The 23,577-nt window shown below is 59.5% G+C and carries 20 protein-coding genes and 4 tRNA genes; 6 read left to right on the plus strand and 18 right to left on the minus strand.

Translation table 11 applies throughout. The annotated features are described in order from the left end of the window. Window positions 1-10 precede the first annotated feature (10 nt). From C5F71_RS03165 to gltX, 13 genes are all read right to left on the minus strand, one after another. Entirely contained in the window at window positions 11-1,330 is a 1,320-nt protein-coding gene (locus tag C5F71_RS03165) for a hypothetical protein (RefSeq protein WP_104910610.1), read from the minus strand. 179 nt (window positions 1,331-1,509) lie between these two features. After that, a complete protein-coding gene (locus C5F71_RS03170; RefSeq protein WP_256588091.1) occupies window positions 1,510-2,235 on the minus strand; it encodes a hypothetical protein in 726 nt (241 codons plus the stop codon). Between the two features lie 301 nt (window positions 2,236-2,536). Beyond that, window positions 2,537-3,487, minus strand: coding sequence for a hypothetical protein (locus tag C5F71_RS03175; RefSeq protein WP_158682853.1), 951 nt, complete (start codon window positions 3,485-3,487; stop codon window positions 2,537-2,539). A 566-nt stretch (window positions 3,488-4,053) separates the two neighbouring features. After that, window positions 4,054-4,503, minus strand: a complete 450-nt coding sequence (locus tag C5F71_RS03180; RefSeq protein ID WP_104910612.1) for an Hsp20 family protein — start codon at window positions 4,501-4,503, stop codon at window positions 4,054-4,056. 117 nt (window positions 4,504-4,620) lie between these two features. After that, entirely contained in the window at window positions 4,621-5,580 is a 960-nt protein-coding gene (locus C5F71_RS03185) for a tRNA-dihydrouridine synthase (protein ID WP_092231428.1), read from the minus strand. Window positions 5,581-5,746: 166 nt separating this feature from the next. Next, a complete protein-coding gene (locus C5F71_RS03190; protein WP_104910613.1) occupies window positions 5,747-6,187 on the minus strand; it encodes a thioesterase family protein in 441 nt (146 codons plus the stop codon). Between the two features lie 55 nt (window positions 6,188-6,242). Further along, on the minus strand, window positions 6,243-7,076 hold the full coding sequence (locus tag C5F71_RS03195; RefSeq protein WP_029294112.1) for an alpha/beta hydrolase: 834 nt from the start codon (window positions 7,074-7,076) through the stop codon (window positions 6,243-6,245). A gap of 30 nt (window positions 7,077-7,106) precedes the next feature. Further along, on the minus strand, window positions 7,107-7,646 hold the full coding sequence (locus tag C5F71_RS03200) for a TetR/AcrR family transcriptional regulator (protein ID WP_092231432.1): 540 nt from the start codon (window positions 7,644-7,646) through the stop codon (window positions 7,107-7,109). Window positions 7,647-7,828: 182 nt separating this feature from the next. Beyond that, window positions 7,829-7,904 (minus strand) — tRNA-Glu (locus tag C5F71_RS03205). A gap of 79 nt (window positions 7,905-7,983) precedes the next feature. Continuing rightward, window positions 7,984-8,059 (minus strand) — tRNA-Ala (locus C5F71_RS03210). A gap of 50 nt (window positions 8,060-8,109) precedes the next feature. Then, window positions 8,110-8,185 (minus strand) — tRNA-Glu (locus tag C5F71_RS03215). Between the two features lie 78 nt (window positions 8,186-8,263). Continuing rightward, a tRNA-Ala gene (locus C5F71_RS03220) sits at window positions 8,264-8,339 on the minus strand. 147 nt (window positions 8,340-8,486) lie between these two features. Then, window positions 8,487-9,968 carry a glutamate--tRNA ligase gene (gene gltX / locus C5F71_RS03225; protein WP_104910614.1) on the minus strand — a complete coding sequence of 494 codons (1,482 nt, stop codon included), beginning with the start codon at window positions 9,966-9,968 and terminating at the stop codon, window positions 8,487-8,489. Between the two features lie 198 nt (window positions 9,969-10,166). Between gltX and C5F71_RS03230 the strand changes: the two genes are divergently transcribed. Next, a complete protein-coding gene (locus C5F71_RS03230; RefSeq protein ID WP_104910615.1) occupies window positions 10,167-11,213 on the plus strand; it encodes an HlyD family secretion protein in 1,047 nt (348 codons plus the stop codon). A 49-nt stretch (window positions 11,214-11,262) separates the two neighbouring features. Continuing rightward, entirely contained in the window at window positions 11,263-12,753 is a 1,491-nt protein-coding gene (locus C5F71_RS03235) for an MDR family MFS transporter (RefSeq protein WP_177410423.1), read from the plus strand. A gap of 348 nt (window positions 12,754-13,101) precedes the next feature. Here C5F71_RS03235 and uvrB read toward each other — a convergent pair whose 3' ends face one another. After that, a complete protein-coding gene (uvrB, locus tag C5F71_RS03240; protein ID WP_029294101.1) occupies window positions 13,102-15,117 on the minus strand; it encodes an excinuclease ABC subunit UvrB in 2,016 nt (671 codons plus the stop codon). 343 nt (window positions 15,118-15,460) lie between these two features. Here uvrB and C5F71_RS03245 point away from each other — a divergent pair, with 343 nt between their 5' ends. Continuing rightward, entirely contained in the window at window positions 15,461-16,657 is a 1,197-nt protein-coding gene (locus tag C5F71_RS03245; protein WP_029294100.1) for an amino acid aminotransferase, read from the plus strand. 242 nt (window positions 16,658-16,899) lie between these two features. Then, entirely contained in the window at window positions 16,900-17,109 is a 210-nt protein-coding gene (locus tag C5F71_RS03250) for a hypothetical protein (RefSeq protein ID WP_029294097.1), read from the plus strand. A 1,015-nt stretch (window positions 17,110-18,124) separates the two neighbouring features. Here C5F71_RS03250 and C5F71_RS03255 read toward each other — a convergent pair. Further along, window positions 18,125-19,039 (minus strand): LysR family transcriptional regulator, encoded by a 915-nt coding sequence (locus C5F71_RS03255; RefSeq protein ID WP_092231440.1) that lies wholly within the window; start codon window positions 19,037-19,039, stop codon window positions 18,125-18,127. 104 nt (window positions 19,040-19,143) lie between these two features. On the opposite strand from C5F71_RS03255, the gene C5F71_RS03260 reads away from it, so the two are divergent. Continuing rightward, window positions 19,144-20,535, plus strand: a complete 1,392-nt coding sequence (locus tag C5F71_RS03260; RefSeq protein WP_104910617.1) for an aldehyde dehydrogenase family protein — start codon at window positions 19,144-19,146, stop codon at window positions 20,533-20,535. 82 nt (window positions 20,536-20,617) lie between these two features. Next, complete coding sequence (locus tag C5F71_RS03265) at window positions 20,618-21,481, plus strand: sensor domain-containing diguanylate cyclase (protein ID WP_104910618.1); 864 nt, start codon at window positions 20,618-20,620, stop codon at window positions 21,479-21,481. Window positions 21,482-21,527: 46 nt separating this feature from the next. On the opposite strand, the gene C5F71_RS03270 is transcribed toward C5F71_RS03265, so the two are convergent. The 3 genes from C5F71_RS03270 to C5F71_RS03280 all read right to left on the minus strand — a co-directional run bounded on the left by C5F71_RS03270 (window position 21,528) and on the right by C5F71_RS03280 (window position 23,411). Next, the gene (locus tag C5F71_RS03270) at window positions 21,528-22,475 is read right to left on the minus strand and encodes an alpha/beta hydrolase fold domain-containing protein (RefSeq protein WP_070994535.1); all 948 of its coding nucleotides are present in this window, start codon (window positions 22,473-22,475) and stop codon (window positions 21,528-21,530) included. After that, the gene (locus C5F71_RS03275; protein WP_104910619.1) at window positions 22,475-22,915 is read right to left on the minus strand and encodes a TspO/MBR family protein; all 441 of its coding nucleotides are present in this window, start codon (window positions 22,913-22,915) and stop codon (window positions 22,475-22,477) included. Before C5F71_RS03275 ends, C5F71_RS03270 begins: the two co-directional genes overlap by 1 nt. Window positions 22,916-23,177: 262 nt before the next feature. Further along, a complete protein-coding gene (locus C5F71_RS03280; RefSeq protein ID WP_029294085.1) occupies window positions 23,178-23,411 on the minus strand; it encodes a hypothetical protein in 234 nt (77 codons plus the stop codon). Between the last annotated feature and the right edge of the window lie 166 nt (window positions 23,412-23,577).

Raw genomic sequence — 23,577 nt, forward strand, 5'->3', positions numbered from 1 at the left:
GCACGGGGCATCAGACCAATTTCAACGCTCGCACGAAGTAGCCCTTCCAGTTGGAGGGCGCCAGGCTGCGCTTTTCTCCATACATGTCGAACATCCCATCAACAACCGTCACTGAATGGTGGGTGTCCGCCAGCGTTCCAATGGCCCCGTCAGCCAGTTCTTGCACAGTGCTTTCCCGGATGTAGGCATACAGCCCCAGCCTGCGCAGCGCCGATCCGGGATACTCACCGTCGTTCAAGGTATCCATGGCGACCTCATAACTCTGGTTTCCCCGGCCGTCGTTGTTCTCCAATTGCGCCCGCTTGGCACTTACGGCGTACAAAAAATTGGCATCGTCCAAAAGGGATTGATTGCTGCCCTGCAAACCGGAGTGCACCTTGGCCTTGTTCAATTCGTCGTGGGTCAACGTCAGTTTGTAGCCATCGCGCATGACCACTTCGTGTCCGTCAGCGGTGGCAGAGATTTTTTTATAGATGCCTTGCGGATTCTGCCCAAACTTCATCATGGCGGCCTTGATCGCTGACACGGTGACACAGTTACCTTCTACGCCCTGGTAAAAACCACTCCAGATATTAGCGGGGCGGATACCCACTGGCACTCTGGAAAGGGGTGGGGCCTTTTCATCAACTATTTCGGGCGACACATCAGGCGTTTTTTTATCATTGAACAACATGAACCCATAACTTTTATCTACCTTGCGCTGCTCCGAATAAAGATGTTGGGTGTTGTCCATCACAAAAGCCGAGCCGAAGTTATGGGTCTCCACGACACCCAATGCGCCACGCGCCGCCATATAGGTTGCAGGCACAAACTGGGCAAAACCCATCAGGCCCATACCACGCAAGAAGTTTTGGGTAGTTTCACCTTCAAGGCTCTTGAGCAGGACGTCTTCGAAACGCTCATGATTGCCGGTCAGTTGCTTGCGCTTGATAAATGCCGCGAGCACTACGTTGGCGTCCGAAACCGCCATGCCATCGTTCCCGGCAAACCGTGATGCCTGCGCGGTCATCCTTAGTTCCTCGGCAGACACATGAACCCTGAACTCATCTTTCATCGTGATTTCATAACCGTCGCCCACCGCCTTGACCTTTTCAAACATATCATGTGGACTTTGACCAAAGGTCATCATCATCAATTTAATGACTGCGGCATGGGTACTATTATCAAAAGACTCACCAAAGTTACGTCGCGTGGCGGCAAACGCATTCAAAATATCGCGGGGTTTGTTCCCCCCGGCCGCCGACAATGTGACTGTCGATAAACGCCGGACAGATTCATGAGCCGCATTCAAACCATCAAACAACACCCGACCGAACATACCGATACTCATAGGAGTCTCCTACCTAAAAACATTATTAAAGACACGACAAACAACACAGAGCCGATAAGTGACGAATTCAAACTTAAAAACACAATGACGAATAAAAACCTGCGCAGGATAAAAACAACCACCTTTATTCTTGAATCAACACCCACTGTAAAAACCGCTATTTACCTACCATCCCCCCATCAGTCGACTAACGCGACTGCGTGCCCCTGGCTGGGCGTCCTTCCTTTCCGGCCCCACAACTCTTCCTTGCCACCAATCACCGCAACCGAATGCCCGGTGCGGTTGACCATGCCGACTTGCCCCCTGGCCAGCACACTTACCGCCACACGCTTCATGTGCTTCTTCAAGCCCAACCGCAGGAAACCCTCTCCCGCCCCTCTCTCATCCTCACCATCATTCAGGCTGCGGATTGCCGCGCTAAAACTTCTAGCCGCTCGGCCATCGTTGTTTTCCATTTGGGCGCGCTTGGCGCTGACGGCAAACAGGAACTGAGCATCCTTGAGCATTCCCTTGTCTTTTCCAACAAAACGCGCGCCCTGCGCCGCTTGCTTCAACTCCTCATGAGTCAGCGTCAAGCGAAAGCCATCTCGCATCACAACGTGATAACCGCGCTCGGTTTTACTGACTTCTTTATAAATATCAGTAGGGCTCTGTCCGAATTTATGCATCGCCGCCTTGATTGCCGATACCGTTACGCAGTTACCATCCGGGCCCTGACGAAAGCCGCTCCAGATATCATCGGCCTTGGCCCCGTTGCGCTTTTCCGAAAGCCCCTCAATCCTGACAGGGTGTGAATCGGGCGTAGGCACTGCCGGTGTAGGCTTGTCAGGAATCACATCGGTTTGGACGCGTTTCTCCTTATCCCGTCCTGACAACAACGCTGATAGCTGACTCAGCAGACTCATGAACGCTGAAACAAGACTTTTTAATTCCGCCTCCTTAGTTTCAACGTCACCCCTGAAATCCGTGAAACTGTTAGATAGGTCAACGAAACCCGCGGTCTGCCTAAGACGCTGTGGCTGCAACGAGTTAAAGTCCCCCTCTACCCTACCCAAACAATCACATGGCACGTTTGTAGCTCTGTTAATAGTTAAGTTAGACATTAGTTTTCCTGCCACAAAGTGCCCCTCCGGCCTAAACTTTACCGAAGAGGTCACTGATTGAAATCAAGAACTTTAGTGGGTGTTTACTGATGTAGCGGGCGCACTAGAACCGGCGAGACAAACCCCGCGCCCAGCTTCTTTCACCCGGGCGGCAATCAGGGCCAGGCGACGTCAGGTCTGGCTCAGGCTTGGGGTCGTGCGACGGCATCACCGGGGTTGGCCGGGGACGAACAGCAGGCGGCACCTGCGCGTCGGTTTCCGGTACTGCCAAATCAGGCACCCGATCAGGTTTTACCTGGCGGTCGGTCAAGGACACTGTTGGCCTGTGAACCCAGTCGGGCCGGGCTTGCGGGTCGATCGTCGGGAGCGGCCTCGGATGCGGCCGCACACGAGTGTCGACCTTTGGCACCGCAGGATGAGAGTCCTCCGGGCAGTGGCAATTGTTCACATTGAGATCGACGTTTACCCGCACAACCGTGTCAGACGATGCCTTGGAGTCGGTACCAGGAACCCTCGGTGTAATTGTGATATTGGGTAGCACCACGGGGTGCCTGCCCACATCCGAATTCACTTTCGTATCTGCACCTGGCATCACGGGCTTGCCATCGGCCTGCGTCTTCTTCTCCTGTGATTTTTCAGCCTCGACCTGCACCTTGGCGTCATTGCCGAGTATCTGGGGCTTGCTGTCGATCTGTGCCTTCTTCTCCGGTTGTTTGCCAGCGTCAACCTGCACTTTGCCGTCCAGGCCTGTAGTTACCGTTTTATCCCCCGGTGTAGGTTCGGGTAAGGGCTTTTTGCCAGACAACAGATCTCGCATCGCCTTAAAAACAAGCTCAAACATGTCGAACAGTTTTGCAAGAGAATCAACACTCACAACAATGTTGTCGCGTCCGACGCCTGTAGCCCGGTTATATTCCGGCAACACATTCAACTTATTACCCAGCAACTTGCTCGCATCGCTCCCTCCAGGTGGCGTGGGTACCGGTGTCGGCAAATCAAACTGGCGATTAGCGACATTCGCGCTTGGAGGATTGTTTATAGATAGATAAGACATGCGTCATTCCTCTTCTCAAGACAGCACAGGGCGCTCAGGCCCCCATAACGAACAGTGTTTACTTATGACTTGAAACGGCAGCCACCGATTCGAAGTCCCTAGTTTCGTGGAGTAAAAAACATTCGAGTTCCAGAAATCGCGGAAAACATAAGGACATCAAAAGACAATTTCGGACTTTTACCTATAGACTTCTGCAAAGGCCTGCCTTACAAGGCCGTCCTTTGAAAAAAACAGGTCATACTCGCTAATAAACTGCGCCATGGAAAAAGAACGTCACGATTGCTTGAACTGTCTTTGCATCGCCCATGATATTTCCCGCGCGTTTAATACTGCTGCCACGCCAAGCAAAATCAAAAAACAAAAAACCGCTGCAACACTCACAGTTGACTAGAACTACAACAAAGTTACACACACCTACTCTCAAAATGCTCAAAATATATAATAAAACCAAACATGAATTTAACTGACGGCATCTGAATTACTTGCCCGCCCAACAGAGCCTTAAACAAAAAAAGGGCGCCAGAGGCGCCCTTTTCAGAGGAGGTGAAAAACTTAAATACATGGACTCAATGTTGCAAAGCTGGCTTCTGCGCGCCGTTGATGGGAATGCGCTTGGCCTTGGCTTCTTCCGGCACCACCCGCAACAGATCGATACTCAACAAGCCGTTGCTCAGGTCCGCCGCCTTGATTTCAATGTGGTCCGCCAAGCGGAACGACAGTTTGAAGGCGCGCTGGGCAATACCTTGGTGCAGATAGGTAACGCTCTCAGCCTTGGTGTCGCGCCTGCCGCCACTGACGGTCAATACGCCTTTCTCCACCTGCAGCTCCAGATCGTCTTCCTGGAAGCCGGCAGCCGCGATGACAATGCGGTACTCGTCTTCACCATGCTTCTCGACGTTGTAGGGTGGGTAGCTGCTGCCCGGCTCATTGCGCAGTGCGGTCTCGAACAGATCGTTGAAACGATCAAAACCGACGGAAGAGCGGAACAGCGGCGCCAGGGAAAATGCAGTACTCATGGTCAAATCTCCTGAAATATCAGCAAGGTTCTTTATCTCCACGACCCGAATTCGGCATCGTGTAATCCCTAGATAAGGACCGCCAATTACATTTCAAGAGAGGCTGCAGGAAAAATTTCAGGCCCCTTGCGGATGGGGCATTCCGAGTAGACGGCTAACCTGCTGAAGATCGGTTTCCCTGCGCAACGCGGTAAACAGCTCCACGGCTTGCGGGTAATTTCGCGTCAGCATGGCCAGCCACTGCTTCAGTCGGCCCGGCGCCTGGCGTTCGGTCAATTGCGCCACGGACTGCCTCCAGAATTCCTGGAGCATGGGCTGCATGTCCTCCCAGGTCATTTCCACCACGTCCTGACCGGCGCGCGCGGCGGCGATTTGCCGGGCCAGGTCGGGACGCGCTACCAGGCCGCGACCGAGCATGATGTCTTCGACCCCGCTGATCTCACGGCAGCGCCGCCAATCCTCGACACACCAGATATCACCATTGGCAAATACCGGCACCTTGACCACGTCCTGCACCCGCGGGATCCACTCCCAGTGTGCAGGCGGCTTGTAGCCATCGGCCTTGGTCCGCGCGTGCACCACAATATGCGCGGCGCCGCCTTCAGCCAGGGCCGTGGCGCACACCAGCGCGCCGTCCGGGCTGTCAAAGCCCAGGCGCATCTTGGCGGTCACTGGGATATGCGCAGGCACGGCACGGCGCACGTGTTCGACGATCTGGTTGAGCAGCTCCGGCTCCTTGAGCAGCACCGCGCCACCCCGGGACTTGTTGACAGTCTTGGCCGGGCAGCCGAAGTTCAGGTCGATAACCTCAGAGCCCAACTCACAGGCCAGTGCGGCGTTTTCCGCCAGGCACACCGGGTCGGAACCGAGCAACTGCACGCGCAACGGCACGCCCGCAGCGGTCTTGGCACCGTGCAGCAGTTCAGGGGCAAGCTTGTGGAAATAGGCCGGGGTCAGCAGGCGGTCGTTGACCCGAATAAATTCGGTCACGCACCAATCGATACCACCCACCTGGGTCAACACGTCCCGCAGGATGTTGTCGACCAACCCCTCCATGGGCGCCAAAGCAATTTGCATGGAAAACACTCAACGAAAAACGTGGCGCAGTTTACTGGGTTTCCCACAGCAACCGTTAACCCTACCGCCCCCTGTAGGAGCGAGCTTGCTCGCGAAACGCGCCCAGACGACACGGTAAAACTGATCGGCGCGTTATCGTTGACGTTCTTCGCGAGCAAGCTCGCTCCTACAGGGACAATGCCGTAAGCGCGACGCCATAGCCCTCGATAAACTCCGCCGGCATGCGCTTGGGCTTGCCGCTGGAGAGCTCGATGCAGACAAAGGTGGTTTGCGCACGCAACAAGGTGGTGCCATCGCAGGGGCGCATCAGTTGGAAACGCCGGGTCATTTTCAGGCGCTGGTCCCAATCGACGATCCAGGTTGCCAGCTGCAGCTCATCGCCTTCGTAGCCGGCCGCCAGGTAATCGATTTCGTGGCGCACCACCGCCATGGCCCGGTCCAGGCGCCGGTACTCGGTGAGGTCCAGGCCCAGGCGCTGGGAATGGCGCCAGGCGCAACGCTCCAGCCAAGACACGTAGACGGCATTGTTGGCATGCCCCAGGCCGTCGATGTCCTCAGGGGCCACCTGCAGATCAATGATAAACGGCTTTGCCAAGTCCCAGCCCATGCCCTGCTCCCGGTCGATTAATGTCGGCGGGGAGCAGTGTAACCTATCGCCTGGCTCAAGCGGTTTGCCGGGCCGGCTCACGGCAGCCGGCGAGCAGCGCCAGCACACCTTCGACCACCCTTGGGTCGGCCAGGACTTTTTGATGGCCGCCCTGCTCCAGGCGTAAAAGGCGGCTGTCGAACCAGGCCTCGTGGATCATCTGCGAAGCTTTGACCGGGACGAAGGTATCGTCTTCGGCATGCACGATCAGCCCGGGGATATTCATTTGATAGTGGGCCACATCCAGGTGCTTGAGCGGAATGCCCAGGGAGTACTCGACCTCCTGGATAAACGCCGCACGCGCCCGCGCCGGCATGCCGACTACGCCAGCAAAGCCGCGCAATACATCGAGCAAGCGTGAAGGGGCAGCAATGCTCACCAGCGCATTGGTGCGCAGGCCCAACTGGATGGCCAGCATCGCACTGGCGCCACCCATGGAATGGCCAACCACCGCGTGCAAGGGCGGCAATTCAGCGGCGGCCTCCAGCATCGCTCGGGCAAACAGCACCACATGGGCTTCGCGGCCCGGCGAACGACCATGGGCCGGGCCATCGAGGGCAATCACCGAGTAACCCGCGCCCACCAGTGCGTCGATCAGGCTGGCGAATTGGGTCGGGCGCCCTTCCCAGCCATGCATCATCAGCACCGCTGGGCCCTGGCCCCAGCGCAGGGCCGACAGGCCAAAGCGCAAGGTGACGCGCTCGGCCTGGGCCAGCAACGGCAACTCCCAATCACGCGGCGGCAAGTCTCGTGGCGTCATGAAGGCACGCCGCATCTGGTTGGCGATGGTTTGCGGCGCCAGCCTGCCCACGGTGCCGTTGACTCGACGAATCCAGCTCAAGGTGCTCATCCATTCACTCCCCAGGCTCACAAGCCTTGTTCAGCGCACAGCCGACTTGGAGGCGCGCAATACACGATCCGATAATTCGCCCGGCCCCAAAGCCCTGGCCAATGCCAGGCCACCAATCATCAAGGCCATGTCGGCCAGGGCCTTGTCGGTGTCTTCCGGGCTGGCGGCCAGTTGTGCGGCCATCAACTCGACATGCTGGTTCAATACATCGCGAAACTCATCCGGCAGCCGGCTCATCTCGCCGACCGTGGCCGGGATCGGGCAGGCCTGGGCGGTAGAATCGCGGTGTTTGCGCGAAAGGTAGAACGCGGCTACCAGGGCTCGGCGCTCTTCGCCTGTCAGGCTGGGGTCCATATCGTCGATAGATGCCCGACGCCGCGCCAAAAGTTGCTCGAACGCCTCCAGCATCAGAGCGTCCTTGCTTTCAAAGTGGGCGTAGAAGCCACCCACGGTCAGCCCCGCGGCGCCCATGACTTCACCCACACTCGGTTCGGCCGGGCCACGCTGGATCAGCGCGGAACTGGCGGCTTGCAGAATACGTTCACGGGTTTGCGCTTTTTTATCGCTCATGACGGCCTCCGAATATTACGGTTAAAATATTATCTGCATAATACTTTTTAGCAAGCGGTGAATTCGACCGCTGGTCAGAAGAGGTTTTTTGAAGAGGGAGGGAGAAAACCCAAACGCCAGACAAACAAAAGGGCCATTCAATAATTGAATGACCCTTAAAAATCCCGCAGAGCGGGTAATCGTGGCGTCCCCTAGGGGACTCGAACCCCTGTTACCGCCGTGAAAGGGCGGTGTCCTAGGCCACTAGACGAAGGGGACACAAACCTTCTATACAACTGATCAGCGCTGAGAACTGATCGATTCAAGGACGGTGTGGCCAGACCTTGAACCTGTAAATTGGTGGAGCTAAACGGGATCGAACCGTTGACCTCTTGCATGCCATGCAAGCGCTCTCCCAGCTGAGCTATAGCCCCGGATTTTTCGTCTCGCGACGCAGCAGACCTTGCGAGCTGCTTGTTGAAACTGGCGTCCCCTAGGGGACTCGAACCCCTGTTACCGCCGTGAAAGGGCGGTGTCCTAGGCCACTAGACGAAGGGGACAAAACCTTCTGTACAACTGATCAGAGCTGAGTTCTGATCGATTCAAGGACGGTGTGGCCAGACCTTGAACCTGTAAATTGGTGGAGCTAAACGGGATCGAACCGTTGACCTCTTGCATGCCATGCAAGCGCTCTCCCAGCTGAGCTATAGCCCCTCATCGGTGAGGACGGGGCGAATCTTAATGGCGCTTTGAAAGGCTGTCAAATTTATTTTCAACAATTTCCAAAGTTTTTTGCCGGGATAACAATCACTTACCATCAAAACCCCGCAAAGCCGGGGTTTTGACCTCACCAACACCTGACTAGGCGATCGCGCCCAGCAGCTTTTCCCATTCCTTGTTTTCTTTCTTCGACACACCACCAAGCAAATCAAGGGCTTGGCGCAGACGGAAACGGGTCAGGTCCGGACCAAGGATTTCCATCGCATCAAGCACCGACACCGAACTGGCTTGCCCGGTAATCGCGGCAAACATCAGTGGCATCGCATCGCGCAGCTTCAATTCCAGGGATTCGACCACGGCCTGGATAGTCGCGGTGATCGCATCCTTCTCCCACTGGCGCAGGCTTTCGAGCTTCCACAGGATCAACTGCATCAACTGGCGGACCTGGTCCCCCGAGAGTTTCTTGGACTCGAACAGCTTGGCATCCGGGCTCACGCCACCGGCAAAGAAGAAGCTGGCCAGAGGGGCGACCTGGCTGAACGTCTCCACCCTGCCCTGCACCAGCGGCGCGATCTTCATCATGTACTCGGGGTTCAACGCCCACTGCTGCACACGGCTGGCGAACTCTTGCACCGGCAGGTCACGCAGCCATTGGCCGTTGAGCCACGACAGCTTCTCGATATCGAAGATCGGCCCGCCCAGCGACACGCGGGACAGGTCGAAGTTATCGACCATTTCCTGCAACGAGAACTTCTCGCGCTCGTCCGGCATCGACCAGCCCATGCGGCCCAAGTAGTTGAGCATCGCTTCAGGCATAAAGCCCATGCGCTCGTAGAACGTCACCGAAGTCGGGTTCTTGCGCTTGGACAGCTTGCTCTTGTCCGGGTTACGCAGCAGCGGCATGTAGCACAACTGCGGTTGTTCCCAGCCGAAGTATTCGTAGAGCAGGATCAGTTTCGGTGCCGACGGCAGCCACTCTTCGCCACGCAGCACGTGGGTGATGCCCATCAGGTGGTCATCGACCACGTTGGCCAGGAAGTACGTCGGCAGGCCGTCGGTCTTCATCAGCACTTGCATGTCCATGCGATCCCACGGGATCTCCACGTCGCCACGCAGCATGTCCGGTACCACGCAAACGCCTTCGCTCGGCACCTTCATGCGGATCACATGAGGCTCGCCAGCGGCCAGGCGCGCGGCCACTTCTTCCTTCGACAGCAGCAGCGCGCGGCCGTCGTAGCGCGGGGTTTCGCCACGGGCCTGTTGCTCGGCGCGCATCTGGTCCAGCTCTTCAGCGGTGCAGAAGCACGGGAAGGCGTGGCCCATGTCGACCAGTTGCTGGGTGTACTTCTTGTAGATGTCGCTGCGTTCGCTCTGGCGATAAGGGCCGTGTGGGCCGCCCACATCCGGGCCTTCTGCCCAGGTAATGCCCAACCAGCGCAGGGCATCGAAAATCTGCTGTTCCGACTCACGGGTCGAACGCACTTGGTCCGTGTCTTCGATCCGCAGGATGAATTCACCGCCATGCTGCTTGGCAAAGCAGTAGTTGAACAAGGCGATGTAGGCAGTGCCGACGTGGGGATCCCCAGTAGGCGATGGCGCGATGCGCGTGCGGACGGTGGTCATGGCGGGTCTCGAATGGGCAATAAAGCTGAAAATAAAACAAGGGGCGAATGGTAACAGCCCCAAGCCCCCCTGCTCCAGCGTGGGCCGATCAACAAAGGGCATATAAGCCAAGGTTGGGTCTGCAACTACGACATAGCTATTTGCCAGATCGTTAGCTGGCTATATTCCATTACCTTTTGTAACTGACACTGCGCCGCCATGCCTGCCCAACTCAAACGCCGCCTGTTTATCTTCCTGTTTATCGTCGCCCTGATCGCCGCGGGCTTCTTTGCCCATTGGTTCTTCAAGGGGCGCTTTTATGAAAACACCGACAACGCCTACGTGCAGGGCGAAATCACCCGGGTCTCCAGCCAGCTCGGCGCGCGCATCGCCGAGGTCAAGGTGGGCGATAACGAGCACGTGGAAAAAGGCCAGTTGCTGGTCATTCTGGAACAGGACGACTTCCTGCTGGCCATCGACCGCGCCAACGCGACCCTCGCCACCCGCGAGGCCGAACGCCTGCAGGCCACGAGCAAACTGACCCAGCAGGCCAGCCTGATCGCCGCCGCCGATGCCCAGGTATCGTCCAGCCAGGCGACCCTGGGCCGCGCGCAGATCGACTTGTCCCGCGCGCAAACCCTGCGCAAACCCGGCTATGTCTCGGAAGAACGCGTCACTACCCTGTCTGCCGACAACCACATCGCCCGCTCCCAGGTCGCCAAGGCCCAGGCCGACCTACAAGGCCAGCGCCAACAGGTCAGCGCCCTGAACGCCGATCTCAAGCGCCTCGACGCGCAGATCGCCAATGCCCGCGCCGACCTGGCCCAAGCCGAGCTGAACCTGACCCGCAGCGAAATCCACGCCCCCATCAGTGGCCTGGTCGGCCAGCGCGCCGCGCGCAACGGCCAATATGTGCAGACCGGCGCGTATCTGCTGTCCATCGTTCCAGACCAAGACATCTGGATCCAGGCCAACTTCAAGGAAACCCAGATCGGCCATATGGCCCCAGGGCAAAAAGCCGAACTGATCTTCGATGCCTATGGCGACACCCCTATCGAAGCCCGCGTCGACAGTTTGTTCGCGGCTTCCGGCGCGCAGTTCAGCCTATTGCCGCCAGACAATGCCACCGGCAACTTCACCAAAGTCGTACAACGGATCCCGGTAAAACTTACGTTTGCCGCCGACAACCCGTTGCAGGGCAAGATCCGCCCCGGCATGTCGGTAACCGTCAAAGTGCAGATCCAAGACCCTGACCATGGCCGGTGATCAACTGCTGCGCCCGGTCGGCGAACCGACCCGGCGCGACTGGATCGCGGTGATGAGCGTGATGCTCGGCGCCTTTATGGCGGTACTCGACATCCAGATCACCAACTCCTCGCTCAAGGATATCCAGGGCGCGCTGTCGGCCACCCTGGAAGAAGGCTCGTGGATTTCCACCTCCTACCTTGTCGCCGAAATCATCATGATCCCCCTCACCGCCTGGCTGGTGCAGTTGCTGTCGGCACGGCGCCTGGCGGTGTGGGTCTCGGTGGGTTTCCTGATCGCCTCGCTGATGTGCTCCATGGCCTGGAGCCTGGAAAGCATGATTGTATTCCGTGCCCTGCAAGGCTTTACCGGCGGCGCGCTGATCCCCCTGGCCTTCACCCTGACCCTGATCAAACTGCCCGAACACCATCGCGCCAAGGGCATGGCGATGTTCGCTATGACCGCCACCTTTGCGCCGTCCATCGGCCCGACCATCGGCGGCTGGCTCACGGAAAACTGGGGCTGGGAATACATCTTCTATATCAACGTACCGCCAGGCCTGTTGATGATCGCCGGCCTGCTCTACGGCCTGGAGAAAAAGGCCGCGCACTGGGAGCTACTCAAAAGCACCGACTACATGGGCATCCTGACCCTGGCCGTGGGTCTCGGTTGTTTGCAGGTGTTTCTTGAAGAGGGGCATCGCAAGGACTGGCTGGAGTCGAGCCTGATCGTCAGCCTGGGCAGCATCGCGCTGTTGAGCTTGATCACTTTCGTCATCGTGCAACTGTCCAAGCCCAACCCGCTGATCAACCTGGGTATCCTGGCCAACCGCAACTTCGGCCTGTCGAGTATTTCCAGCCTGGGCATGGGCGTGGGGCTGTACGGCTCGATCTACCTGCTGCCGTTGTACCTGGCGCAGATCCAGAACTACAACGCCCTGCAAATCGGCGAAGTGATCATGTGGATGGGCGTGCCGCAGCTGTTCCTGATCCCGCTGGTGCCGAAACTGATGAAATACGTGTCACCGAAATGGCTTTGCGCGGTGGGATTCGGCCTGTTTGGTTTCGCGAGTTTTTCCTCGGGCGTGCTCAATCCAGACTTTGCCGGCAGCCAGTTCAACCAGATCCAGATCATCCGTGCCCTTGGCCAGCCGCTGATCATGGTCACCATTTCGTTGATCGCCACGGCGTACATCCTGCCTCAGGACGCGGGCTCGGCGTCGAGCCTGTTCAACATCCTGCGCAACCTGGGCGGGGCCATCGGCATTGCGCTGCTGGCAACGCTACTGGATGCACGGACCAAGACCTACTTTGATTACTTGCGCGAGGCGATTGTCCCGACTAACCCGCAAGTGGCCGAGCGCATGGCGACGCTGACGCAGACGTTTGGCACTGAAACGGCGGCGCTGGCCAAGCTCAGTGAAATTACCCATCAACAGGCACAGATCATGGCCTATAACGATGCGTTTCACTTTGTCGGGTTGGCGTTGGCGGTGAGTATGCTGGCGATCTTTTTGACCAAGGCGTTGCCGGCGGGGCTCAAGGCGGGGGAAGCCCATTAGACCGAGGCGCCGCCATCGCAGGCAAGCCAGCTCCCACATTTGAATGTATTCACACATCCCAATGTGGGAGCTGGCTTGCCTGCGATGAGCATAAGTATCTACACAACTTTGCCGCAACGCCTAAATCCAGGCAGATAGCGCAGTTGTGGCGAGCGGGCTTGCCCCGCGCTGGGCTGCGAAGCAGCCCCAACAAGCCGTATGCGGTGTATCAGATACTCCGTAGTGGCTGGTTTTAGGGCTGCTTCGCAGCCCAGCGCGGGGCAAGCCCGCTCGCCACGGGGGAGTTCGTCAGTTTCTGAAAGTTGTGTAGATACCTATGCTGCGATGAGGCCCAACAGTCAGCGCAAATCAGACCGCCAGCAACCGCTCACGCAACTTGCCAATCTCGTCACGCATCTGCGCTGCCGCTTCAAACTCCAGGTCCCGCGCCAGCTGGTACATTTTCTCTTCCAACTGGCGGATCCGCTTGGTGATTTCACTCGGCGAACGCAGTTCGTTTTCGTACTTGGCGCTTTCTTCGGCGGCCTTGGCCATGCCTTTGCGCTTCTTGCTGCGCGAACCGGGCACGGTGGCGCCTTCCATGATGTCGGCGACGTCCTTGAACACACCTTTAGGGGTGATGCCATTGGCCAGGTTGAAGGCAATCTGCTTTTCGCGACGGCGCTCGGTCTCACCAATGGCGCGCTCCATGGAGCCGGTGATGCGGTCGGCATACAGGATGGCGCGGCCATTGAGGTTACGCGCGGCACGGCCGATGGTCTGGATCAGCGAGCGCTCGGAGCGCAGGAAACCTTCCTTGTCGGCATCGAGAATCGCCACCAGCGACACCTCGGGCATGTCCAGGCCTTCACGCAGCAGGTTGATCCCCACCAGCACATCGAAGGTACCCAGACGCAGGTCGCGGATGATCTCTACACGTTCCACGGTATCGATGTCCGAGTGCAGGTAACGCACACGCACACCGTGGTCGGCCAGGTAATCGGTAAGGTCTTCGGACATGCGCTTGGTCAGCGTGGTGACCAGCACCCGCTCTTCCAGGGCCACGCGCTTGGTGATTTCCGACAGCAGGTCGTCGACCTGGGTCAGGGCCGGACGGATTTCGATTTGCGGGTCGACCAGGCCGGTGGGGCGCACCAGTTGCTCGATCACCCGCCCAGCATGCTCGGCCTCGTAGTTGCCCGGCGTGGCAGAAACAAAGATGGTCTGCGGGCTGATGCTTTCCCATTCGTCAAAGCGCATCGGCCGGTTATCCAGTGCCGAAGGCAGGCGGAAGCCGTACTCCACCAGGGTTTCCTTGCGCGAGCGGTCGCCTTTATACATGGCGCCGACTTGCGGCACGCTGACGTGGGATTCGTCGATCACCAGCAACGCATCTGCCGGCAGGTAGTCGTAGAGGGTCGGCGGCGGCGCGCCGGACTCACGACCCGACAGGTAGCGCGAGTAGTTTTCGATGCCGTTGCAGTAACCCAGCTCCAGGATCATCTCCAGGTCAAAACGCGTGCGCTGCTCCAACCGCTGGGCTTCCACCAGTTTATTGTTGGCGCGCAGGTATTCGAGGCGCTCGGCAAGCTCGGCCTTGATCCCTTCCATGGCATCCAAAAGGGTTTCACGCGGGGTCACGTAGTGGCTTTTTGGATAGAAGGTGAAGCGCGGCAGTTTGCGGATCACTTCGCCGGTCAACGGGTCGAAGGCCGACAGGCTCTCGACTTCATCATCGAACAACTCGATACGGATCGCTTCGAGGTCCGATTCGGCCGGGTAAATATCGATCACATCACCCCGCACCCGGAAGGTCGCGCGGGCGAAGTCCATGTCGTTGCGGGTGTACTGCAAATCCGCCAGGCGCCGCAGCAAGGCGCGCTGGTCGAGTTTGTCGCCGCGATCGACGTGCAGCACCATCTTCAGATAGGTTTCCGGGCTGCCCAGGCCGTAGATGCACGACACCGTGGTGACGATGATCGCATCCTTGCGCTCCAGCAGGGCCTTGGTCGCCGACAGTCGCATCTGCTCGATATGGTCGTTGATCGACGCATCCTTCTCGATAAAGGTATCGGAAGACGGCACATAGGCTTCGGGCTGGTAGTAGTCGTAATAGGAAACGAAGTACTCCACCGCGTTGTTCGGGAAGAACGCCTTGAACTCACCGTACAGCTGCGCGGCCAGGGTCTTGTTCGGCGCCAGCACCAGGGTCGGGCGGTTGATCTGTGCAATCACGTTGGCGATGCTGAAGGTCTTGCCCGAACCGGTCACCCCGAGCAGCGTCTGGTGCGCCAGGCCGGCCTCGATGCCTTCGACCATCAGGCGAATAGCTTCGGGCTGGTCGCCAGCAGGTTCAAAGCGGGTGACTAGTTGGAAATCCGACATAACGTACCTCTTGAAGTCACCCCAGACTGTAAACCCGTCGGGGACGAAAAAGACCACAGCCCGCAAAACTTCAGAGCAGGCAGTAGGAAAAAACCATGATAGCTGTAGAAGTGGAGGCGAATGTGACGGGTTTCAAGGCAACCGCCCTACATGCCTGAGGCCATCAATGTTGCAATAAGACTAACGGTCGATAAATAAACCGAAAAACTTGGCCGAAAAGCCGTTTCGGCTGTCGCCGCGAGCGGTGTTGGCCTCTATACTAGCTCCCCGTTTGTGCACCGCTCTAGTGCATTCGGCTGGAGCGCGACACGTCCCTCCATTCCCCCATAGAGCTGCCGCAAAAATGAGCCTGTTCTCCGCTGTCGAAATGGCACCACGCGATCCTATCCTGGGCCTCAACGAAGCATTCAACGCCGATACCCGTACTACCAAGGTCAACCTTGGCGTAGGCGTTTACTGCAACGAGGAGGGGAAGATTCCACTCCTGCGTGCCGTTGCCGAAGCGGAAGCCATTCGCGTGGCGCAACACGCCGCCCGTGGCTACTTGCCGATCGATGGCATTGCCGCCTACGACCTGGCCGTGCAAAAGCTGCTGTTCGGCGAGCAATCACCGCTGTTGAGCGCTGGCCGTGTGATCACCGCCCAAGCCGTTGGCGGCACCGGCGCACTGAAAATCGGCGCCGACTTCCTCAAGCAACTGCTGCCCAACGCCGTCGTCGCCATCAGCGACCCAAGCTGGGAAAACCACCAGGCGCTGTTTGAAAAAGCCGGCTTCCCGGTGCAAACCTACCGCTACTACGACGCCGCCACCCACGACGTAAACCGTGCCGGCCTGCTGGAAGACCTCAACGCCCTGCCCGCCCAGTCCATCGTCGTGCTGCACGCCTGCTGCCACAACCCGACCGGCGTCGACCTGAGCCCGGCCGACTGGAAAGACGTACTGGAAGTGGTCAAGGCCAAGAACCTGGTGCCATTCCTCGACATGGCCTACCAGGGCTTTGGCGACGGTATCGACGAAGACGCCGCGGCGGTGCGCTTGTTCGCCGAGTCCGGCCTGACCTTCTTTGTGTCCAGCTCGTTCTCCAAATCGTTCTCGCTGTACGGCGAGCGCGTGGGTGCACTGTCTATCGTCAGCGAATCAAAAGAAGAAAGCGCGCGCATCCTGTCCCAGGTCAAGCGCGTGATCCGCACCAACTACTCCAACCCGCCGACCCACGGCGCGGCGATCGTAGCGGCGGTGCTCAACAACCCGCAACTGCGCGCCCAGTGGGAAGCCGAACTGGCCGAAATGCGCCTGCGCATCCGTGGCATGCGCGAGCAGATGGTCAGCGAACTGGCCAAGGCTGCTCCGGGCCACGACTTCAGCTTCGTCGGTCGCCAGCGCGGGATGTTCTCCTACTCGGGCCTGACCGTAGAGCAAGTCACCCGCCTGCGCAGCGAATTCGGCATCTACGCCCTCGACACCGGCCGCATCTGCGTGGCCGCGTTGAACCAGGCGAACATCGATGCCGTGACCAAGGCGATTGTGCAGGTGCTGTAAGCCTGATCGCGAGGTACAAAGGGGAAGCCAATGGCTTCCCCTTTTTTGTGCCTTGCCCCTGTAGGAGCGAGCTTGTCTCCGGGCGGCGTTCCGACGAAAAACCTCAACGATAACGCGAGCCCGTTGAAGGAGCCGACGCCCTCGGATCCTTCGCTAGCAAGCTCGCTCCTACAAAAAGCTCAGCGCTGGCAAGGCAAGCCACTTAGACTGAAGCACGACTGCCCTTTGCGATGAGACTTTCTATGAGAAACGACGACCTGGACCTGCGTGCCGACCGCGACGAACTGGACCACTTCACCCCGCGCACGCCTCAAGCCAAGCGGCAAAAAAGCCTGGTCCTGCAAGTAGCCCTGGGCGTCTTCCTCGGCGGCCTGGCCTTGTGGCTCGTGCAATTGGGCGCCACAGCGCTGATGGCCAAATTGGCGATGGGCACCCTGCAGTTCGGTGGCTGACACCCCCCCCTGTGGCGAGCGGGCTTGCCCCGCGTTGGGCTGCGCAGCAGCCCCACTACTTATTCAGGCAAAAACACAGTGCTAGGGGTTTAGGGCCGCTTCGCAGCCCAACGCGGGGCAAGCCCGCTCGCCACATGAGGCACCGAGTATTCATCCTCCAACGACCACACGCCTTTGTCTGGCGCAGTTGGGCGCCACGCCACTGATGGCGAAATTGACGATTCGCTAGCTGACAAAAACCCACCGTGGCGAGCGGGCTTGCCCCGCGTTGGGCTGCGCAGCAGCCCCACTACTTACTCAGGCAAAAACACCGCGCTAGGGGTTTAGGGCCGCTTCGCAGCCCAGCGCGGGACAAGCCCGCTCGCCACATGAGGCACCGAGTATTCATCCTCCAACGGCCACACGCCTTTGTCTGGCGCAGTTGGGCGCCACGCCACTGATGGCGAAACTGACGATTCGCTAGCTGATAAAAGCCCACCGTGGCGAGCGGGCTTGCCCCGCGTTGGGCTGCGCAGCAGCCCCACTACTTATTCAGGCAAAAACACAGTGCTAGGGGTTTAGGGCCGCTTCGCAGCCCAGCGCGGGACAAGCCCGCTCGCCACATGAGGCACAGAGTATTCATCCTCCAACGACCACACGCCTTTGTCTGGCGCAGTTGGGCGCCACGCCACTGATGGCGAAATTGACGATTCGCTAGCTGACAAAAACCCACCGTGGCGAGCGGGCTTGCCGCGCTGGGCTGCGCAGCAGCCCCACTACTTATTCAGGCAAAAACACAGTGCTAGGGGTTTAGGGCCGCTTCGCAGCCCAGCGCGGGACAAGCCCGCTCGCCACATGAGGCACCGAGTATTCATCCTCCAACGGCCACACGCCTTTGTCTGGCGCAGTTGGGCGCCACGCCACTGATGGCGAAATTGACGATTCGCTAGCTGACAAAAACCCACCGTGGCGAGCGGGCTTGCCCCGCGCAGGGCTGCGCAGCAGCCCCGCTACTTATTCAGGCAAAAACACCGTGCTAGGGGTTTAGGGCCGCTTCGCAGCCCAGCGCGGGGCTAGCCCGCTCGCCACAATGGGTCCGCTCTTGGAGCAGTTGCACAAAACTGTCCAGGCTCTGCGACACCGTGCCCCGACGCCAGATCAACCAAGTGTTCAGCAGGCGGAACTCGTCCGCCAACGGCCACACGCTCACCGTGGTAAACCCCGGCATGCTCTCGAGCATGCTGCGTGGCATCAGCGCCAAACCCGCGCCGGCGCTGACGCAGGCGAGCATGCCGTGGTACGACTCCATCTCGAAAATCTTCCCCGGCACCGCGCCATCCTGGGAAAACCAGCGCTCAAAGTGGTGCCGGTACGAGCAGTTGGAACGGAAGGTGTAGATGCTCTCCCCGTTCACATCCTGCCCACGGGTGATCGGCCCATGATGCAACGGCGCAATCACCACCATCTCCTCTTCAAACACCGCCACCCCCTCCAAGGTCGGATGCAGCACCGGGCCATCGACAAACGCGGCCGCCAGTCGGCCCGATAGCACGCCTTCGATCATCGTCCCCGAGGGCCCGGTGCTCAGGTCCAGTTCGACCTTGGCGTGTTTCTGGTTATAGGCGGCGAGCAACGCCGGGATACGCACGGCGGCGGTGCTCTCCAGCGAACCCAGGGCAAATGGCCCCTGGGGTTCCTCCCCCGCCACAGTGGCGCGGGCCTCTTGCACCAGATCGAGAATGCGCCGCGCGTAGCCCAAAAAATTCCAGCCGGCAGGCGACAGGCGCAGTCGACTTTTCTCACGGATAAACAGCTCGACTCCCAAGTCCTGCTCCAGTTGCTTGATGCGCGTGGTCAGGTTCGACGGCACACGGTGAATCAACTGCGCGGCGGCACTGATGCTGCCTTGCTCGGCTACAGCCTTGAAAATCTCCAGTTGCACCAGATCCAATTCATTCTCCAATCGTGAACGTATTGCTTAATATTATTCAGTTCCCGGAAAAGATACAGCCCCGTACGCTGGGCACCTTCCCCAATGTTGCGCAGGACGGTGCCATGAACGCTATTTCTCACCAGACCCATGCCTTGTCGATCAACCCCGCCAATGGCCAAACCGTGGGCAGTTACCCGTACGAGTCCGCCGCGCAACTGGACGCCGCCCTCACCCGCGCCAGCACCGCCTTTGCCAATGGTCGCAACACGCCCGTGGCGCAACGCGCCCAATTGCTGCTGGCCCTGGCCGGCGCCCTGCGCGAGCAAGCCGAGCAGATGGCGCAAATGATCACCCTGGAAATGGGCAAGCCCATCGCCCAGGCCCGTGGCGAAATCGAGAAATGCTCCTTGCTGGCCGAGTGGTACGCCGCCCATGGCCCCGCCATGCTTGCGCCGGAGCCGACACTGGTGGACAACGGCAGCGCCCAGATTGAGTACCGCCCACTGGGCCCGATCCTCGCCGTGATGCCGTGGAACTTCCCGGTCTGGCAGGTACTGCGCGGCGCGGTGCCGACCATGCTCAGCGGCAATACCTACGTGCTCAAGCATGCGCCCAACGTGATGGGCAGCGCCTACCTGATGAAACAAGCCTTCCATAAAGCCGGTTTTGCCGAGGGGTTGTTCGAAGTGATCAACGTCACCCCGGACGGCGTATCCAAGGCCATCGCCGACCCACGCATCGCCGCCGTAACCCTTACCGGCAGCGTGCGCGCCGGTATCGCCATTGGCTCCCAGGCCGGCGCCGCGTTGAAAAAGTGCGTGTTGGAACTGGGCGGCTCCGACCCGTTCATCGTGCTCGACGACGCCGACCTCGACGCCGCCGTGCAAGCCGCGGTGATCGGCCGCTTCCAGAACTCCGGACAGGTCTGCGCCGCCGCCAAGCGCCTGATCATCGAGCAAGGCGTGGTCGAAGCCTTCACCGCCAAGTTCCTCGAAGCCAGCCGCCAACTGGTGATGGGCGACCCGACATCGAGCGACACCTACATCGGCCCCATGGCCCGTTTCGACCTGCGTGACGAACTGCACGACCAGGTCCAGGCCACCCTGGAAGAAGGCGCCACCCTGTTGCTCGGCGGCCATCCCGTCGAAGGAACGGGTAACTACTACGCCCCCACCGTACTGGCCAATGTCACCGACCAAATGACCTCGTTCAAACAGGAACTGTTTGGCCCCGTCGCCTCGATCATCACTGCCCGCGACGCCGACCACGCGGTCGCCCTGGCCAACGACAGCGAGTTCGGCCTGACCGCGAGCATCTTCAGCAAGGATCCGGCCAAAGCGCAGAAAATCGCCAACCAGCTGGAAACCGGCGGCATCTTTATCAACGCGTACAGCGTGTCCGATCCTCGAGTGGCGTTTGGCGGGGTGAAAAAGAGTGGGTTTGGCCGCGAACTGTCACATTTTGGCGTGCGGGAATTCTGCAATGCGCAGACGGTTTGGGTAGATCGGCGGTAGGCCGATCGTCAAGATTCCTCATTGTCAGCTTGCGGGTTCAGGATATGATCAGGCCGGTATTTGAACCGGATTGCACTGACCTATGCCCGTGGACCTGCAAGCGCTCTATCCCAAACTGATCCATCTGATGCTGGATACGGTTTTCGTGGTCGACAGGGACAGCCAGATTGCATTTGTCAGTGACGCCTGCGAGGCGCTGCTCGGCTACCGTGCCGACGAGCTGACCGGGACTGTGATCACCGACTATATGCACCCTGAGGACCTGGCGGCCACCCGAGCCTCGATTATCCGGGTGATGAACGGCCAGCCCCATGTCGACTTCCGCAACCGCTATATCCGTAAGGATGGCAGTGTCGTTCATATTCTATGGGCGGCATTCTGGTCCGAGGACGTCGGCGCGCGGATCGGCGTGGCACGGGATATAACGGCCCTCACCCAGGCCGAGGAGGAACTGCGCTTCCTCGCCCATCACGACCCGCTGACCGCCCTGACCAACCGCTCGCTGTTCAATGATCGGCTGGACTCGGCCTTGCGCAATGCACGCCGACAGAACAGCACCCTGGCCTTGCTGTTCCTGGATATCAATGACTTCAAGGGCATCAACGATGTACACGGGCACGCCGCGGGCGACCGCGTGCTGTGCACCATTGCGCGGCGCCTGGAAAGCTGCGTGCGTGAGACCGACACGGTGGCGCGAATGGGTGGCGATGAGTTCACCGTACTGTTGACCGACCTTCATTCAGAAGACGCCGTGGCCGAGAAGGTGCAGCAGATTCTCGCCATCATGGCCGCCCCCCTTGGCCCTGAATTTGGCCCGGTGAAGATGCCATCATGCAGTATCGGCGTGGCGCGCTACCCGGCTGATGGGGAAGATGCCGACACCCTGCTCAGCTATGCCGATGGCGATATGTACCGGGTGAAAAAACTCCACCGCGCAGCAGGCTGAAGCCAAGCCGCCCCGCCCTGCCAGGTCTCAGGACCGGCGTACATGCTTAACGATCCGACGCCTGGATCCTGGCGGTTATCCACGCGCGACCATGCGCAAGCACGCGCTCGGCCAACGCCACCGGAAAATGAATAAAGCCATGTGCCGACTCCGGCAAGAGATACGCCTGCACCTGCGCGGCCGCCCCCCAGCGCTCGGCGATGTCCAGGGTGTCATCCTTGAGCGGGTCCAACTCGCCGACAAACATCAACGCAGCCGGCAAGCCGGTAAAGTCGCCATACAGCGGCGACAACGGCGGCTGCCGACGCGCCTCATCGCTCAAGCCCGGGGTCAGCAGGCGCAGTGCGTCGACCATCCCCGGACCATCGAGTAACAGCGTCTGCGGCCCGGCTGCGTGTACGCTCGGCGTGCCGGCCAAATCGTAGACACCGTAATACAACAGCGTCCCGCTGACCCGCGCGAGCAGTTGCGGCCACTGCTTCAACGCCAGCAACGTCGCCGCGGCCAGATGGGCACCGGCCGATTCGCCCACAACAATCACCGGCAGGCCGGCAAACTCGTGCTCAGTGAGCAACCAGCGCGCGGCGCTCAAGCAGTCGTCCATCAGCCCTTCAATCGGCGTGTCCACGGCGAGCCGATAATCCACCGAAACCACCGCCACCTCGCACGCCCGCACCATGCCCAGGTTCAACTCATCATCCATCTGCGCATTGCCAATTACCCAGCCGCCACCGTGGATATCCAGGACCACGCCTTTGATTCTGCCGCTGGGCCGCAGAATGCGCACGGGCACTTGAACGCCATCCACACCCACCAACCGAGCCTCAGCCGCGGGCCCCTTCTTGATGTGTTGACTGACGCGCAATAACGCCTGGATTAATCGAGGGGTGACCCGATTGCGGATTTTAAAGCGCGGCAGCCAGGCAAGCTTTTTATTGAAGCGGCGCATTTGTGCCAGTTCAGGCGCACTGGCAGGCCAAGGCTCGTAGGCCATCAACGGTTACTGCGCAGGATCGAGAAATTCAACGCCGCGGCCACACACAGCCACGCCAGGTACGGGAACAGGATCAATCCAGTGATCAGGTCCAGGCGCACCGCCAACACCACCATGGTTGCCACGGTGAGCCAAAGCAAGGTGATAACCACCATCGCGGCGAAGATCCGATGCGCGCCGAAAAACACCGGGGTCCACAGCGTGTTCAATGCAATCTGCACCGCCCACAAGGCCAGTACCGTTTGACTGCCGGGGATCAGGCTCAAGCGATAACCGGCCCAGGCCAGCAGCAGGTAGATCAGTGTCCAGGCCACCGGGAACAGCCAGTTGGGCGGGGTAAAACGCGGCTTGACCAGGGATTCATACCAGGCACCAGGCTTGAACATGATGCCGGTGCTGGCGGCGGTGGCGCAGGCGAGCAGGAAGATAAAGAAGGTCATTGGCGGTCCCTATGTAGATGGCGCTCGCAAGTGATGCCGAGCCTTTACCAATGACTCAAACCCGCCACCAAAAATTCAATGAACTGTAGAAACTCGTCCACCGTGCGCTCCCGGTTCCCGCTCGTAGGAGCTGACTTGCCAGCGATAACGCAGGACATCAGGTGTTCTGCGTCGCTCTCCGGTTTTTCGCTGGCAAGCCAGCTCCTACAAAAAGCGTCTGCCCACACAGGCGAGTGCGGGGGCTACGCATGCCCTGTAGTGGCTAGCCCTTCAGTTCGCTGGCCCGATGACTCGCGGCGTCGTCATATGCCACATACAACGACTCGGCGATCTGGCTCTTGATGGCTTTGCTGGCCTCCAGCCCCAACACAAAGCCTTCGGCCTTGCCGCCAGCGCGGTTAAGGTCGTCGAGGGTGCTGGCGCCGGTAATCGCGTCCAACAACTTGCTAGCGTGCGGGCCTACGCCCTTGGGCAGGCTGATCTGGTCGATGCTCATTGCACCGCCTTCGATGAGGTTGAGGATGGGCTGTTACGGGTAAACGAGGTCATTGGCGATACCTTGAGGGCTTGGGGCCGATAGCGCGTTTGGCCGCTGCCGGGGTGGCATGGTAGACCGGTATGGGGATGAGGGGGCAGCTATTGGCCGTTTTCAGTCGGTTGTC

Origin of the sequence: Pseudomonas sp. LG1D9, from assembly GCF_002949995.1 — a bacterium.
Taxonomy (GTDB): Bacteria; Pseudomonadota; Gammaproteobacteria; order Pseudomonadales; family Pseudomonadaceae; genus Aquipseudomonas; species Aquipseudomonas proteolytica.

Excerpts from the sequence above, each read along its gene's own strand:
- C5F71_RS03245 (WP_029294100.1), top strand. The coding sequence starts at position 15,461 with ATGAGCCTGTTCTCCGCTGTCGAAATGGCACCACGCGATCCTATCCTG.
- C5F71_RS03175 (WP_158682853.1), bottom strand. The coding sequence starts at position 3,487 with ATGTCTTATCTATCTATAAACAATCCTCCAAGCGCGAATGTCGCTAAT.
- C5F71_RS03265 (WP_104910618.1), top strand. The coding sequence starts at position 20,618 with ATGCCCGTGGACCTGCAAGCGCTCTATCCCAAACTGATCCATCTGATG.
- C5F71_RS03275 (WP_104910619.1), bottom strand. The coding sequence starts at position 22,915 with ATGACCTTCTTTATCTTCCTGCTCGCCTGCGCCACCGCCGCCAGCACC.
- C5F71_RS03190 (WP_104910613.1), bottom strand. The coding sequence starts at position 6,187 with ATGGGCTGGGACTTGGCAAAGCCGTTTATCATTGATCTGCAGGTGGCC.
- C5F71_RS03250 (WP_029294097.1), top strand. The coding sequence starts at position 16,900 with ATGAGAAACGACGACCTGGACCTGCGTGCCGACCGCGACGAACTGGAC.
- C5F71_RS03185 (WP_092231428.1), bottom strand. The coding sequence starts at position 5,580 with ATGCAAATTGCTTTGGCGCCCATGGAGGGGTTGGTCGACAACATCCTG.
- C5F71_RS03260 (WP_104910617.1), top strand. The coding sequence starts at position 19,144 with ATGAACGCTATTTCTCACCAGACCCATGCCTTGTCGATCAACCCCGCC.
- C5F71_RS03200 (WP_092231432.1), bottom strand. The coding sequence starts at position 7,646 with ATGAGCGATAAAAAAGCGCAAACCCGTGAACGTATTCTGCAAGCCGCC.
- C5F71_RS03165 (WP_104910610.1), bottom strand. The coding sequence starts at position 1,330 with ATGAGTATCGGTATGTTCGGTCGGGTGTTGTTTGATGGTTTGAATGCG.
- C5F71_RS03280 (WP_029294085.1), bottom strand. The coding sequence starts at position 23,411 with ATGAGCATCGACCAGATCAGCCTGCCCAAGGGCGTAGGCCCGCACGCT.
- C5F71_RS03195 (WP_029294112.1), bottom strand. The coding sequence starts at position 7,076 with ATGAGCACCTTGAGCTGGATTCGTCGAGTCAACGGCACCGTGGGCAGG.
- C5F71_RS03270 (WP_070994535.1), bottom strand. The coding sequence starts at position 22,475 with ATGGCCTACGAGCCTTGGCCTGCCAGTGCGCCTGAACTGGCACAAATG.
- C5F71_RS03180 (WP_104910612.1), bottom strand. The coding sequence starts at position 4,503 with ATGAGTACTGCATTTTCCCTGGCGCCGCTGTTCCGCTCTTCCGTCGGT.
- C5F71_RS03230 (WP_104910615.1), top strand. The coding sequence starts at position 10,167 with ATGCCTGCCCAACTCAAACGCCGCCTGTTTATCTTCCTGTTTATCGTC.
- uvrB (WP_029294101.1), bottom strand. The coding sequence starts at position 15,117 with ATGTCGGATTTCCAACTAGTCACCCGCTTTGAACCTGCTGGCGACCAG.
- gltX (WP_104910614.1), bottom strand. The coding sequence starts at position 9,968 with ATGACCACCGTCCGCACGCGCATCGCGCCATCGCCTACTGGGGATCCC.
- C5F71_RS03170 (WP_256588091.1), bottom strand. The coding sequence starts at position 2,235 with ATGAGTCTGCTGAGTCAGCTATCAGCGTTGTTGTCAGGACGGGATAAG.